Raw genomic sequence first — 13,627 nt, forward strand, 5'->3', positions numbered from 1 at the left:
CGTATTAAATGAGAATAGCACTACTATCAGATATTCATGCTAATCTTCCCGCTTTTGAGGCGGTACTGGAAGATCTAGAAAAACGAAAGCCTGATGCCGTCTACTGTCTGGGGGATCTGGTGGGCTACAATGTCTGGCCTAATCAGGTGATCGGTTTAGTGCGCAAACACGGTATTGCGACCATCTCAGGAAACCATGACCTGAAAGTGTCCAAAATACCTCCTTCCGTAGGTGGTTGCAGCAAGGAAGAAAATAGTGAGTATGCCTACAAGCTGGTGGGAGGCAAAGAAAGGGAATACTTATTAACACTACCCAGGCATCTCAGGTTAGAATTTCTACTTAATGATCAGCAGCTTAATATGTTACTTGTCCATGGAAGCCCGCGCAGCATTAACGAATATTTGATGCAGAAGCTGCCAGAGGGGTATATGCTGGAACTGGTCAAGGAATTTAACGCGGATATTCTTTGCTTTGGACACTCTCACAAGCCTTATCACCGTGTTATCAATTCGGGCGAGAATGGTATTGATCATTTTCATCACCTGATTAATATAGGCTCTGTCGGTAAACCCAAGGATGGTGATGCGCGCGCATGTTATGTGCTACTGACGATTGATCAAACAGCCAGCATCCAAATCCAGAATACTGTTCAGGTCGAATTTGTAAGGGTTGAATACGATGTTGAAAAAGCAGCGCAGGCCGTAGAGCGGAGCCCTCTTCCTGATGCATTTGCAGATAATCTAAGAAAAGCATATTAACCTTAGGGAACCTACTCGGCCAGCTGACTGGCAAGAGGGTACATTGATCATCATCCAGCTATATGGCTAAATTAAGGTTTGCCTGGGCTAAACAAACCGATTGGAGCAGGATGAAAAAGCATGTTGCCGAAATACCATATCTGAGAGCACAAAAGTGACATCCATCAGGCAGGAGTATCATGGCAGATATAGTTAATAGTAGGGGTATTCTAAAAAGAGGTGCTTTTATGGCCCTGGCCGTGACCGAGGTTGGTTGCGCTAGCTTCTGGTATCTTCAAAGGCCACCAACAATGTCCAGCCCGAAGGGGCATAGTCAATGAGCTTTAGAAGGTATCCTAGGGCCCTGAAAAGCATTTATAGATTGAGTATTTAAAGTCCCCAAATGACATCAGAACGTAAAGCAAACCTTTATCAATTCCTGCTAGCGAAAGACTGTTGATGGAGTATTTATTTTGGATCAACTCGTTCACTACTAAGAAATTCTGCTTATACAACTTACTTTCCGGTCACAACCAAATCAGAAAAAGATGCTAATTTCAAAGAGCTTTAAACCACGCGTATACGAATATGTCAGATACAGGAAATAGTCCTTCTACTGTTAAAAAACCTGCACCATTAATGCTCAGAGCAAGGGAAGCGGGGGTTCAGGAAGAAATTGAAGGTGAAATAGAAGTATTTTTGCACGGAACGACACGACGATCGGCAGACAGGTTACTCGACCAGGGCGACAGCCTTTCTTCGACGGGTGGAAATCACGGAGGGGCATTGCATACGATTCCTGATGCTAATGTTGCCCTGGAATTTGCAAAACGCTCAGCAACCCAGGTTCCGGGTGAAACGCCAGTTGTAGTGGCGATTGCACTTCCTAAAAAAATTGCGGACAGTCTGCGAAACAGAAGATTGTTGTATTCAACTGCCATTTCTGGTCCTCCACAAGGTGTCCGGGACTTTACACCCCAGCATATTTTTGACAGAAATGCATTGGACACTTTGAAACAGCATGGTTTTTTCTTTGAATATAAGCCATGACGAATAACGAGGTTGTAAGCACTGATGAAGTTATCAGTTCAACGCCATACAAGGCTACCAAAAATTATATTTTCCCCATCCCACCACATATCAAAAGTATCATTTTTTGAAGAACCCGCGTATTGGGACGGTTACCCCGAATTTTCAGGGAGTCGTCCCAAAAATGTAAACGGGCAGATGTAGTTGTGCTAAGTTTGAAACTAATTACAATGAGTGATCAGTATCACTTATAACTCTCCACACAGTACAATACTCAGCGCGATGAATATCAAAAATGCCGCATACATCATTACACTGCTTTTTCTAAGCTCCTGCGGGTCCTACAAGCACATCCCTTATTTCCAGGATCTTAAACCCTCGGAAGCTTCGCAGGAAGAAGTTTCCAACTTTTCAGCTATCACCATTCAAAAGGCTGATATTCTTGGAATTAATGTCAATAGTCGCAATCCCGAATCCTCCGCTATCTTTAATTATAACCTCAACCGGGCTAACGGTCCCAGTATGGACCAGCCTTCGGACAGCCCGGTTGTAGGTTATCTTGTCGATGAAAAAGGCGAAATCAACCTTCCTTTGATCGGTAACATGAAAGTTGCGGGAATGAGCACCTCAGAGCTTCGCGAGAAACTTAGCCAGACACTGCTGACTTATTATAAGGATCCTGTTGTCAATATCCGACTGCTTAATTTCAAAGTTTCGGTATTCGGCGATGTAGCGCGCCCGGATGTTTACAGGTTACAAAACGAGCGCACCACCATAACACAGGCTTTGAGCCTTGCCGGAGATTTGAACATTACTGCGATGCGGACCAATATACTGCTCGTTAGAGAGCAGGACGGAAAGCGCAGCTTCATTCCCATCGATCTGACATCAAAAAAACTATTTGACTCCCCATACTACTATTTGAAAAACAATGATGAGATATACGTGCAGCCCGACCGCACCAAATACGCCACAGTCGACAGGGGTTACCGCGTGACAACACTGATACTCTCAGGTCTTTCCATCATCGCCATTGTTCTTTCTAATTTATACAGGTAATAACGCATTATGAGCACTCAACAGATTCCATTTACAGCATTTCCGGTTGCTGACAAGAAGAATCAGCCCCTTGAAATTGCAAACGCCGTAAAGAGGTATCTTTATCACTGGCCCTTGTTTGTAATAGGATTGTCTATTGCAGGTTCGCTGCTTTTTCTTCATATCAAAAGGACAAGGCCTGTATATTCAGTAAAAGCTACGATCCTGATTCAGGACGAGAAAAAAACGCCTAACCAAGCCTCGCCTTTGCGCGAGATCGATTTGATCAGCTCTTCTAAACTGATTGAGAATGAGATTGAGATCCTCAAATCAAAGAAACTAATCAGTCAGCTTATCAAAGACCTAAAATTAGATGTTGTCTATAAAATAAAAGAAGGGCTCGTGTCGCGCGACCTTTATGGCGTCAGCCCTGTGAAACTGACGCTGCTCAACCCAAGTGGTGACTATACCAATGCAGGTGTGGCCATTAGAATTAAGGACAACAAATCGTTTTATCTGGTAATCGATGATGAAAACCAGAAAGAGCTTTCCTTTAATGATACATTACAAAACTCCTTCGGCAGCTTCAAACTGGAACCCACCAGCTCGGTTGGTCAATACAGCGGGGATTTAATCAACATTGGCATTGCGGACCCGGAGGCACTTGCTCTTGTATATCAACACGGCATTGGTATAAGCCTTTCTAATAAACTGTCGACTGCCCTTGTGCTTTCCATCGACGATGAAGTGCCCCAAAGAGGAAAGGACATTATCAATAACTTGATCTACAACTATAATTTAGCCGGCAAAAAAGGAAAGATTCAGCAGACCAAGAACACACTGGACTTTCTGGATCAAAGGATTGCTTCGCTGGCTGGGGAACTGACCCAGGCTGAAAAAGGGATCGAAGGATACAAAAGCAGCCGGGGAATGACCGATTTGAGCGCCGATTCAAAGATCAGCCTTGAAAATATGCAGGTGAGCGATGCCAGGCTCAATGAAGTCAATGTTCAGCTCAGCGTGATTGAGGGCATTGAGAAATACATTAACTCCGCCAAAAACTCATCCGAAGCCCCTACTACATTCGGAATCACCGAGCCGGGACTGAGTAAACTGATTGAAAAGCTTTCGGAGTTGCAACTGCAACGCGACCGGCTATTGGCCACAACGCCGGAAACAAACCCTGATTTTGACCCGATCAACATGCAAATCTATTCGACCAAAGCGGCCATTAAAGAAAACGTAAGCAACATTAAAAAGTCGCTTTTAAGCACAAAAGGAAAGCTGCAATCCATTAATTCTGAATTTAAATCTTCCATCAAAAGCATCCCTACCCAGGAGCGGGAATATGTAAGCATTAAGCGTCAGCAGGCAACCAAGGAAAACTTATATACGTATTTGCTGCAAAAAAGAGAAGAAGCATCGGTGAGCTACGCGACTTCACTAACCGATGACCACGTTATTGATCAGGCTTACGCAGGCCCGGCTAAAAACAGTCAGCGTATGCTAGGCCTGGCAGCAGCGCTTTTGCTTGGATTGGGTCTTCCAGCCGGTCTTATTTACGTAAGAGGCATGTTGAGCAGCAAGATCACAACCCGCGAAGACATTACTGACAACCTGAAAACGCCCATTATCATTGAACTTCCCCTGGAAGCGGGTAAAAATGCGATCGCCATCAACCACAGCAGCCAGACCGTTGTCAGCGAGCAGTTCAGGGCGCTGCGCATCAAGCTATATTATTTATTTGGTAAAAAGGAATATGGCCGCGTTACCCTGGTAACTTCCAGTGTGCCAGGAGAAGGCAAGAGCTTCGTCAGCAGTAACCTGGGACTTACCCTGGCGTATTCCGGAAGAAAAACCATCATTCTGGAACTGGATATGCGCAAGCCCAAGATCGCCGAGATCTTTGGGGTTTCGAAAGATCGTCCGGGCATCAGCGATTATCTCAATGGCCATGCAAAGCAAAACGAGATCATCCAGCATTCGGCAAACGAGTCTCATCTGCATTTCATTACCAGTGGGCAGCTTGTAGCAAACCCTTCGGAGCTGCTTGAAAAGAAGCTGCTGGGCGATCTGATCGACAGTTTGAAGTATATCTACGACGACATCATTATCGACAGCCCTCCTATCCACCTGGTTCCCGATGCCATGATCCTATCGCGCGTTTCAGACATTACCTTGTACCTGATCAGACAAGGCTTCACCCAAAAATCCGAGCTGGACTTTATTAAGGAGCTCGATAAGCAGCTGCAACTGACCAACATTAATATCATTTTCAATGGTATTCAAAGAGTCAAATACGGCTACGGCTACGATTATGACACCAATTACTATGCGCAACAAAAATCGGCGCCCTTAAGCTTCATGTTCAGTGACTTTTTCAGCCGGTTCTGATATCGAGTAAGTGTTATTTTACCTTTACATATATTGACTGTGAGAAACATATTTGTATTCCTTAATTACATAAGATGCATTCCGCATATTGCCCTGTTTTATCTGCATAAGAACAAGAGCACAGTTCACGCGGATGTCAGGCGTTGGCTTTTGATCCTCGGTCTGCCATTCAAAACATTACATGGATTCATATATTTGCTTTCATTCCATCCGGAATTCAGAAATCTCTTTTATCATCGCATCGGAGCCGTCAAACACCTTTTTAAGTTTTTGTGCCCTCCAATGTCAACCCTGTATATTCATACTCCACAGATCGGAGAAGGTCTCTTCATTCAGCATGGATTCAGCACCATTATAAATGCTGCTGCTATCGGCAAGAACTGCTGGATTAACCATCAGGTAACCATTGGATTTACAAATTCAACGGATTGTCCCACAATTATGGATAATGTAACCATATATGCCGGCGCAAAAGTACTTGGTGGCATCGTGGTAGGTGATAATGCGATAGTAGGAGCAAATGCTGTGGTTGTTAAAGATGTTCCCCAGGACTGTACGGTAGTAGGCATACCAGCCAGGATCATCAAAAAGAATGGAAGACCGATTCAACATTTTGAAACACTCTGTGACTAAGCATACGACTTTGCTATTGAACGGCAACCTATATACTAGTACGTTATATATTCGATAAACCCAGTAAATCCTTCAAAGTGAACATCGGGAAATCTGAAAAACAGTTAACACGTAATATACTTTCTCTGACATTAGTCCAAATTGCTAATTATGGAATGCCGCTGATATCTGTACCAATCATTTCTCGCATAATTGGTCCTGAGAAATTTGGGATAATCAATTTCTCAGCTGCATTTGTAACTTATTTCACGTTGTTGATAAGCTATGGCTTTGATTTAACGGCAACGCGTAAGATCGCAAAAGACCCTTATAATGAGGACAACAGGAGCACTGTTTTCAGTGAAGTGTTCTGTACGCAGTTGCTGTTACTACTGCTGGCCACCTGTATTTTTTTGATCCTGGTATTTACAGTCCCCAGACTGCAAATTGATCGGAAAATAATAACATTCTCATTCATTTTATGTATCAGTACTGTTTTTACACAAAACTGGCTCTTTCAGGCCATGCAGGACCTTTCAAGGGTCGCTTTGTTCAACTTGGTAAGCAAGGTGCTTTTTACGATGACGATTTTATTGCTCATTAAAAGAAGTGATGATTACATCTGGCAACCACTTTTGATTGGCATAATTCAAACCTTCGTTAGCCTTACCTCTTTTTTGTGGGCAATTAAAGTTTATAAAATCAAACTTACCAGAGTTCCTCTTGCCAGATGTCTACAACTGCTGTGGGAAGAAAAGACGGTTTTCTTTTCGTTGGTAGTCGTCAATTTATACACCACTACTAACACCTTTATACTTGGACTGTATCAAAGTGCAGAACAGACCGGATTTTATACGGCTGGTCAACGATTGATCCTCATTGCCCAATCTATTTTAACCTTGCCATTAACACAAGCCTTTTACCCTTTTATAGGCAAAGCTTTCAGGGATGATCGTCAGCAAGGCCTCAGAGTCACACAAAAAATCCTGCCCCTTATCATCATCTTTACCGGGGTAGCTACCATTGTAATGATCCTTCTTGGCCCACTGGTCATCCGCTCATTCTATGGTCATAAATTTGAAGCAGCAGTCCCAGTTTTTCAGATCCTGGCTATGATTCCGCTCTGCATTGCCGTAAGCAATGTATTTGGGATTCAAATCATGTTAAATCTTGGGCTTGACAGGTTTTTTTTGAGAATCACTTCCGTGGGAGCACTGCTAAGCATACTACTGAATGTCTTTATGATACGGCAGTGGGGATATATCGGTACCTCTTTCAACTGGCTGCTAACCGAAGTATTCATCCTGATAAGCATGTATGTTGTACTTCTGCGTCAGGGAATTAATCCGGTTGAGTTGCACTATTTCAAATTTTCCAGCTTGAAAGAGTATTTAGGCCCGATCAAAACGAAATTATTTACAAGGTGAGTTGGCTTATCCAACACAATGTGCTTGTCGTCAGGACATTAACCTAGAATAAATCAATATTATTAACTCCCTCATCCAGATGAAAAACATTGCCGCAGTCGTCGTAACTTTCAACAGATTAGCGTTACTAAAAGGCTGCATAAAATCTTTACGTGAACAAACTACCCGCCCTGATAGCATCATAGTTGTCAACAATGGAAGTACAGATGGCACTGATATCTGGCTGGCTCAGCAAGCCGATCTTCAAGTTATAGCCCAAAATAACTCTGGCGGCGCAGGTGGCTTTTACACTGGAATCAAGGAAGCATACCAACAAGAATTCAACTGGATATGGGTCATGGACGATGACTGCGTTGCAGATAAAGACTGTCTTTCCCATATGCTGGATTCACTCTCATCGGTAAATGCCAGGTGCGTTGCGCCTATCGTCGTTGACCGGACGGGAAATACTGACACCCGGCACCGGGGATATTTCAATTTTCATAATAAGCTTGAAACAACGCACACACAAATCGAGGCGAACAACGAGAATGATAAGTTAATTGATTTCGCATCCTTCGTGGGTCTGATGATACATTCCTCCGTTGTCAATGAGATCGGTCTGCCTAAAAAGGAATTCTTCATTCATAATGATGACATAGAATACTGCCTTCGAGTTAATAAAATAAGCAAAATCCTGCTAAGTGCAAAGGCAACAATTAACCATCTTGAAAATGCGACAGCTTCAACTGTTCTTAAATCATTCCTGAACCATTCGCGGCACCGGCCTCCTTTTGAAGGGCTATGGATTAAATATTACGGGACCAGAAACCTGATCTGGATGAAAAAACAGCATATGTCTGGCGCTGATAATGCAAAAAAAATGGCTTTTGCTTTCCTGATCATACGCTCGATGCTGCGACATCTTAAAGACATTGCCATGTACGATGACAATAAGTTCAGAAGAGCGAATTTCTACGTCAGTTCTTACCTTGACGGATGGTTCGGCGTATTTGACAATGATAAACCAAAACGAATTCTTACCAAAGGAGAATGATAACTGTTCCCTCATATAACAAGCAGGCATCCAGACTAAATATTGCCTATATATTTCTTTTGGTACTGTTTTCCCTGAACTTTTTTTCGGCTAAATACGCTGCTTCGGGTTTACTGAAAAATTTAAGCTACGGGACTATGCTGATGGCCATTGTTATTTCACTTCCATCTTTTTTCAAAATATCGGACGGCCAGTTCTCTTTCCCGATAAAAATGATCAGCATATCAATCATATGCTCCATCTTTATGGCTTACATTTCCTGGGGACAGGAGTTCTCTTATAGCGTATCAACTGTTCCCTATTTACTTTGGTTCGTATTTTTCTATCTTGTCCAGATTCAATTCCCTACAAACAAAATTGAGAACACCACCCTTATATATGGGGTTGCATATATAATCCTGTACTTTTTCCAGTTTACCCATAGCGATGTAGTTTACTTTGGCTTCAAAGAAGAATTCAGTGAGGACCGTGGCATCATCCGGATCAACTTCCCGGGAGCAGGCATATTCTTCCTTGCCTATTTTATCGCGCTCAATAAAGTATCCGAAAAAACCAAACTAAGGCCTTTTCTGATCATCTTCCTGATTATGGGTGTGGTTGTTACTGTGTTACAGGTGACCCGCCAAAGTATAGCATTGATATTGCTAATCACAATTTACCACTTCGTCAAAAACGTATCGCTGGTCAAAAAAATAGCAATCGTGTTAGCTTTTGCAATCTGCGGTGCCATATTTCTAAGTTTTGATCTACCCATTTTTCAAGGTTTGGCTGAAACGCAAAAGGAAACCGTCTCTGACGGATCAAAATACATTCGCGTGTTAGCTGGTGAATTCTTCTTAAATGACTTTTCTCCAAATATGCTTAGCCGAATCTTTGGAAACGGGTTTCCTAATTTTACTTCCAACTATGGCAAGTATATGCTTTTCTTATCAGATACTTACGGCTTCTATATAACAGACATTGGTTTAATTGGAGTTTATGTAATGTTTGGCATATTTGCCCTGATCGGCTATCTAATTATTTTCTTAAAAACAATTACGTTATACGTTTCGCCAGATTTTTACTATGTCAAGTATTATATGTGGCTTTTGATGGTAACCTGCTTAACATCCGATGCATGTTTCTCCATCAACTTTATGATCAGCAATGTCTTTGCATTGTATTGTTTTCATGTTGCCTGCCAGCAGCATCGCGCCAATTTACAAATACAAAAGCATCTGATATCAGAATCTGTTGAACCAGCTGCTTAGAGAAATACGCGTCGAAATTAAAATGTATCTGTAACACTCCTTTTATAACATTAAGATAAGCCCTATTTTGAATCCTTCACTCGCTATCATAATTCCTGCATATAAGCAAGAATTTCTCAAAGAGACACTTGACTCAATTGCCGCACAAACATGTGGCAGATTCACACTCTATATCGGAGATGACGCAAGTCCTGAAAACCTGTATGCGGTTATAAGCGAATATGAGCCTAAGATCGACATTGTTTATAAAAGGTTTGAAAATAACCTGGGCGCACACGATCTGATTGCACATTGGCAGCGCTGTTTGGACTTGGCTAAAAATGAGGAATGGGTCTGGCTTTTCTCAGACGACGATGTCATGGGTCCTGAGTGTGTAGAAAGATTTTATCAGGTTTTGCTTGGTAGTCCCGATTGCGATCTGCTGCATTTTGGTACAAACATCATAGATCAGCATGGTGGCATAATTAAAGAATGTGCTCCGTTTTCGCAGCGATTAAGTGTAGAGAATTTCTTTTCGGAGCGCACCAAATTTAAAATTAACAGTTCGGTAGTCGAATATATTTTCAGGAAATCCCATTTTCAGGATTGCGGAGGATTTCAAAAATATGACTTGGCCTGGTGCGCTGACGATGCAACATGGATAAAATTGGGTGCCAGTCGGGGTATACTAACCATCCCTGATTCCAAAGTTAAATGGAGATATAGTGGTGTAAACATATCGTCAAACATTACTAACAAATCAATTGTTTTCCGGAAAGTATCTTCCAGTATAAAGCACATCAAGTGGGTATCAAGCTTCTTTAGAGAAAACAATATACATGATAAGACAAGCTCATTTCAAAAAGTTAAATGGATACTGTCAGTTGTGGTATTGACGCCTTCGTTTTCACTGCCGGAGAAATATAAATTGCTTTTTCAGATCACAAAAGATCTTGGGTATATGAAAGTTAGGCCAGTTGCAATGGCTTACCTTTTATACTGGCAACTCAAAAAACTTGCTCCTGAATCGAAGTAAGCACGCCAAGTCCCCCAGTATAAGCGTACCAAATTAATGTTAATCTACGAGAAGTTCCATGCCGTTTCTATCTATTATTGTTCCAGTCTACAACAAGGAAGACTACATAGAGTCATCAATTGAATCCATTTTGAATCAAACATTTTCTGATTTTGAATTGATACTTGTAAATGATGGCTCCACCGATCAAAGCGGAAGGATCTGCGACCATTATCAAAAAACTGATCAGCGGGTAGTTGTGGTGCACCAATCAAATCAAGGTGTATCGACTGCAAGAAATACGGGTCTGGACGTATCGACTGGAAGGTACATTGGTTTTGTGGATTGTGACGACGAGCTTGAAACAGATATGTATGACCTGCTCATTTCTAATGCGCTATATCATAACGCTGATGTCTCAATTTGCGGAATAAAAAAAATATTTCCCGATAAAACAGTTTCACTTGGCGGATCAAATAGTGTTAAAATATACAATTCGGACCAGGCACTTACCGGTCTTTTGAAAAAAGAATTTCCAAGAAGCGTTTACGATAAAATATACCTCGGTGCAAATGCAAAAAAAGTAAAATTTGAGGGCAGCATTTACGAGGATACTCTTTACAACTTCATGGTTTTAGCCGAATCAAAAAAAATAGTTTATCATGATATGTTGAAATACAATTACATCATCAGAGAAAACTCGGTATCCATGGCGAAATTCAGCAAGAAATACATTGATTCGATAACTGTTTCCGGTCAGATACTAGACATTTGCAAAGCCAAGCGCCCCGATCATATCGGGGAAGCAATAAACTTTGACTTTGTCACAAATCTATCTCTGTTAAATATCATTCTGATATCAGAAAAAGCTAATTATATAGAAGACTACCGGCTTGTATCATCAAATCTAGTTCGCCTATCAAAAAACTTAAATGGAAGCGCTACGCGAGCCAAGCATAAATATGCCTTCGCCTTATTTAAGTGTAGCCCTTTTATTTACGAATTTATGATGAAGTTATATTGTGAAATCGCAAAGGCTGACATTTCAAAAAGAAAATAATAAATCCCTCTATTCTATAATTATAAAAAAAATGATTGCGAAACTATCCATTATTATTCCCGTATTCAACGAAGGAAAGACAATCCATCACATCTTGAACAAGCTAAAATCTGTTGAACTTGTCAATAATATCAAAAAAGAGATCATTATTGTCAACGACTGCTCCAGTGACGATACCGAAGAAGTACTAAAACAATACTTCTTGCAAAATCCTGATTTCAACATCTCATATTTTAAACATGAGGTCAACAAAGGTAAAGGGGCAGCACTTCATACAGGTATTGCAAAAGCGACCGGAGAATATCTTATCATTCAGGATGCCGACTTGGAATATGATCCCAATGAATACAACGATCTGCTAAAACCGGTATTGACAGGCTTCGCCGATGTAGTATACGGCTCCAGGTTCATGGGTAGCAACCCCCACCGCATTCTGTTTTTCTGGCACACCATCGGAAACAAGTTTCTGACATTTATTTCGAACATGTTTACAAATCTCAATTTGACCGACATGGAAACTTGTTATAAGCTATTTAAGACAGACGTAATTCAGCAGCTCAATTTAGTTGAGAGGCGCTTTGGTTTTGAACCCGAGGTAACGGCTAAAATTGCCAGGGTACCCGCCATCAGAATCTACGAAGTCGGTATCTCCTACTATGGAAGAACTTATCTAGAAGGAAAGAAGATCGGTTGGAAAGATGGTTTCAGGGCTATTTTTTCTATTCTCAAATATGGCTTATTAAAAATGTAATCTGCTATGAAAGAAACTACCAACTCGAAAGCGAGCATTTACATATTTCTGTTACCTTTTCTGCTTTTGTACGCAGCTATCTGTTTGAACTACAATTCCAAAATACTTGTAGGCGATGAAGAAAGATATCTGAGATATGCGAATGATCTGCTGCATGGATTTTACTCGCCGGCAGCACCCAACGTTGACTTATGGAGCGGACGTGGATATCCAGCACTTATAGCCCCATTGGTGTTTTTGAAGCTGCCTCTTACTTTCATCAGATTACTAAATGCTATATTGCTTTATTTGTCGCTTGTGCTGGTTTTCAGGTCAATAGCAAGGTTTGCTTCTATCCGTTATGCTTATTTATATACCATCGCACTGGGTCTTTACTTTCCTGTCTACGAGAATCTGCCCTTGATTCTAACTGAATGTCTTGCTTGGTTTCTGATCAGTGCAGTCTGTTATCTCTTTATAGCTATTTCTAACCAGAAAGAAGTATCATGGAAAACAATTATCCTTGCCGGTTTTACAGTCGCTTTTCTAGCCATGACCAAGATAATATTTGGCTATGTAATCCTGGCAATGCTTGCAGTATCCTTAGCTTCCTGCCTAGTTAAACGCTATGGTGCCTACGGAAAAAAAGCAGGCTATGTTTTTGCAATCGCCATGGCCTTGTGTATCCCCTATCTGGTTTATACATATAGTTTGACCAGCAAAATGTTTTTCTGGTCAGACAGTGGCAGCATGTCCTTGTTTACCATGAGTGCCCCCTTTACCGGAGATTATGGCGACTGGAAAAGTGACTACAAAATGCTGGCAGATGCTAACTACCATACCTTTGCTGACAGCGTTGCAAAGTTATCGCCGCTGGCAAGAGAGGCAGCCTATAAAGAAAAAGCGGTTGAAAACATAAAAAAACATCCAGCAAAGTATTTGAGCAACTGCCTTGCAAACCTTGGAAGAATGCTGTTTTCCTATCCTTATACAGACACAAAACAGGACCTGAAAACATTTTATACTATAATCCCCAACCTGTTTGTGACCTTCCTTATGCTGGCAAGCATCTTAATAGGGTTAATGCGATTCAAAGTAATTCCTCAAGCCCTTATCATACTTTTCATTTTCATCATGATTTATCTGGCAGGAAGTATCCTGGTGAGCGCAATGAGAAGAATGTTTTACATTACAATGCCCTTCTGGACCATATATTTTTCCTTCATTTTCACAAGGATAATTTCAATCAAAATTCAAAAGGATCCTGAATTACAGGATCTTCATTTGGTAGCAGAACATCCTTCCAGTTAACTAATGATT

The 13,627-nt window shown here is 41.4% G+C and carries 12 protein-coding genes; all 12 read left to right on the forward strand.

Annotation, left to right across the window (positions count from 1 at the left end; genetic code table 11):
• Positions 1–8: 8 nt before the first annotated feature.
• The 12 genes from B5X68_RS26590 to B5X68_RS26645 all read left to right on the forward strand — a co-directional run bounded on the left by B5X68_RS26590 (position 9) and on the right by B5X68_RS26645 (position 13,618).
• Positions 9–758, forward strand: coding sequence for a metallophosphoesterase family protein (locus B5X68_RS26590; RefSeq protein ID WP_082217811.1), 750 nt, complete (start codon positions 9–11; stop codon positions 756–758).
• Between the two features lie 567 nt (positions 759–1,325).
• Complete coding sequence (locus B5X68_RS26595; RefSeq protein ID WP_082217812.1) at positions 1,326–1,787, forward strand: hypothetical protein; 462 nt, start codon at positions 1,326–1,328, stop codon at positions 1,785–1,787.
• Positions 1,788–2,048: 261 nt separating this feature from the next.
• On the forward strand, positions 2,049–2,825 hold the full coding sequence (locus tag B5X68_RS26600) for a polysaccharide biosynthesis/export family protein (RefSeq protein WP_082217813.1): 777 nt from the start codon (positions 2,049–2,051) through the stop codon (positions 2,823–2,825).
• 9 nt (positions 2,826–2,834) lie between these two features.
• The gene (locus tag B5X68_RS26605) at positions 2,835–5,198 is read left to right on the forward strand and encodes a GumC family protein (protein WP_082217814.1); all 2,364 of its coding nucleotides are present in this window, start codon (positions 2,835–2,837) and stop codon (positions 5,196–5,198) included.
• A gap of 282 nt (positions 5,199–5,480) precedes the next feature.
• Positions 5,481–5,831: a serine O-acetyltransferase gene (locus tag B5X68_RS29105; protein ID WP_212568042.1), complete on the forward strand. Its 351-nt coding sequence runs from the start codon at positions 5,481–5,483 to the stop codon at positions 5,829–5,831.
• Positions 5,832–5,908: 77 nt separating this feature from the next.
• Complete coding sequence (locus B5X68_RS29035) at positions 5,909–7,237, forward strand: flippase (RefSeq protein ID WP_170916737.1); 1,329 nt, start codon at positions 5,909–5,911, stop codon at positions 7,235–7,237.
• Positions 7,238–7,316: 79 nt separating this feature from the next.
• Entirely contained in the window at positions 7,317–8,273 is a 957-nt protein-coding gene (locus tag B5X68_RS26620; protein WP_082217817.1) for a glycosyltransferase family 2 protein, read from the forward strand.
• Positions 8,270–9,523 (forward strand): hypothetical protein, encoded by a 1,254-nt coding sequence (locus B5X68_RS26625; RefSeq protein WP_082217818.1) that lies wholly within the window; start codon positions 8,270–8,272, stop codon positions 9,521–9,523. Before B5X68_RS26620 ends, B5X68_RS26625 begins: the two co-directional genes overlap by 4 nt.
• A gap of 67 nt (positions 9,524–9,590) precedes the next feature.
• Positions 9,591–10,538, forward strand: a complete 948-nt coding sequence (locus tag B5X68_RS26630; RefSeq protein ID WP_170916738.1) for a glycosyltransferase family 2 protein — start codon at positions 9,591–9,593, stop codon at positions 10,536–10,538.
• 58 nt (positions 10,539–10,596) lie between these two features.
• Complete coding sequence (locus tag B5X68_RS26635; protein ID WP_082217820.1) at positions 10,597–11,577, forward strand: glycosyltransferase; 981 nt, start codon at positions 10,597–10,599, stop codon at positions 11,575–11,577.
• Between the two features lie 31 nt (positions 11,578–11,608).
• A complete protein-coding gene (locus B5X68_RS26640; protein ID WP_082217849.1) occupies positions 11,609–12,328 on the forward strand; it encodes a glycosyltransferase family 2 protein in 720 nt (239 codons plus the stop codon).
• Between the two features lie 66 nt (positions 12,329–12,394).
• Complete coding sequence (locus B5X68_RS26645) at positions 12,395–13,618, forward strand: glycosyltransferase family protein (RefSeq protein ID WP_141110433.1); 1,224 nt, start codon at positions 12,395–12,397, stop codon at positions 13,616–13,618.
• The last annotated feature ends 9 nt before the right edge of the window (positions 13,619–13,627 follow it).

Origin of the sequence: Dyadobacter psychrophilus (assembly GCF_900167945.1) — a bacterium.
Lineage (GTDB): Bacteria > Bacteroidota > Bacteroidia > Cytophagales > Spirosomataceae > Dyadobacter > Dyadobacter psychrophilus.

What these genes read in the sequence shown, in the direction of transcription:
- B5X68_RS26590 (WP_082217811.1), top strand. Translation starts at nt 9, where the DNA reads ATGAGAATAGCACTACTATCAGATATTCATGCTAATCTTCCCGCTTTT.
- B5X68_RS26595 (WP_082217812.1), top strand. Translation starts at nt 1,326, where the DNA reads ATGTCAGATACAGGAAATAGTCCTTCTACTGTTAAAAAACCTGCACCA.
- B5X68_RS26600 (WP_082217813.1), top strand. Translation starts at nt 2,049, where the DNA reads ATGAATATCAAAAATGCCGCATACATCATTACACTGCTTTTTCTAAGC.
- B5X68_RS26605 (WP_082217814.1), top strand. Translation starts at nt 2,835, where the DNA reads ATGAGCACTCAACAGATTCCATTTACAGCATTTCCGGTTGCTGACAAG.
- B5X68_RS29105 (WP_212568042.1), top strand. Translation starts at nt 5,481, where the DNA reads ATGTCAACCCTGTATATTCATACTCCACAGATCGGAGAAGGTCTCTTC.
- B5X68_RS26620 (WP_082217817.1), top strand. Translation starts at nt 7,317, where the DNA reads ATGAAAAACATTGCCGCAGTCGTCGTAACTTTCAACAGATTAGCGTTA.
- B5X68_RS26625 (WP_082217818.1), top strand. Translation starts at nt 8,270, where the DNA reads ATGATAACTGTTCCCTCATATAACAAGCAGGCATCCAGACTAAATATT.
- B5X68_RS26635 (WP_082217820.1), top strand. Translation starts at nt 10,597, where the DNA reads ATGCCGTTTCTATCTATTATTGTTCCAGTCTACAACAAGGAAGACTAC.
- B5X68_RS26640 (WP_082217849.1), top strand. Translation starts at nt 11,609, where the DNA reads ATGATTGCGAAACTATCCATTATTATTCCCGTATTCAACGAAGGAAAG.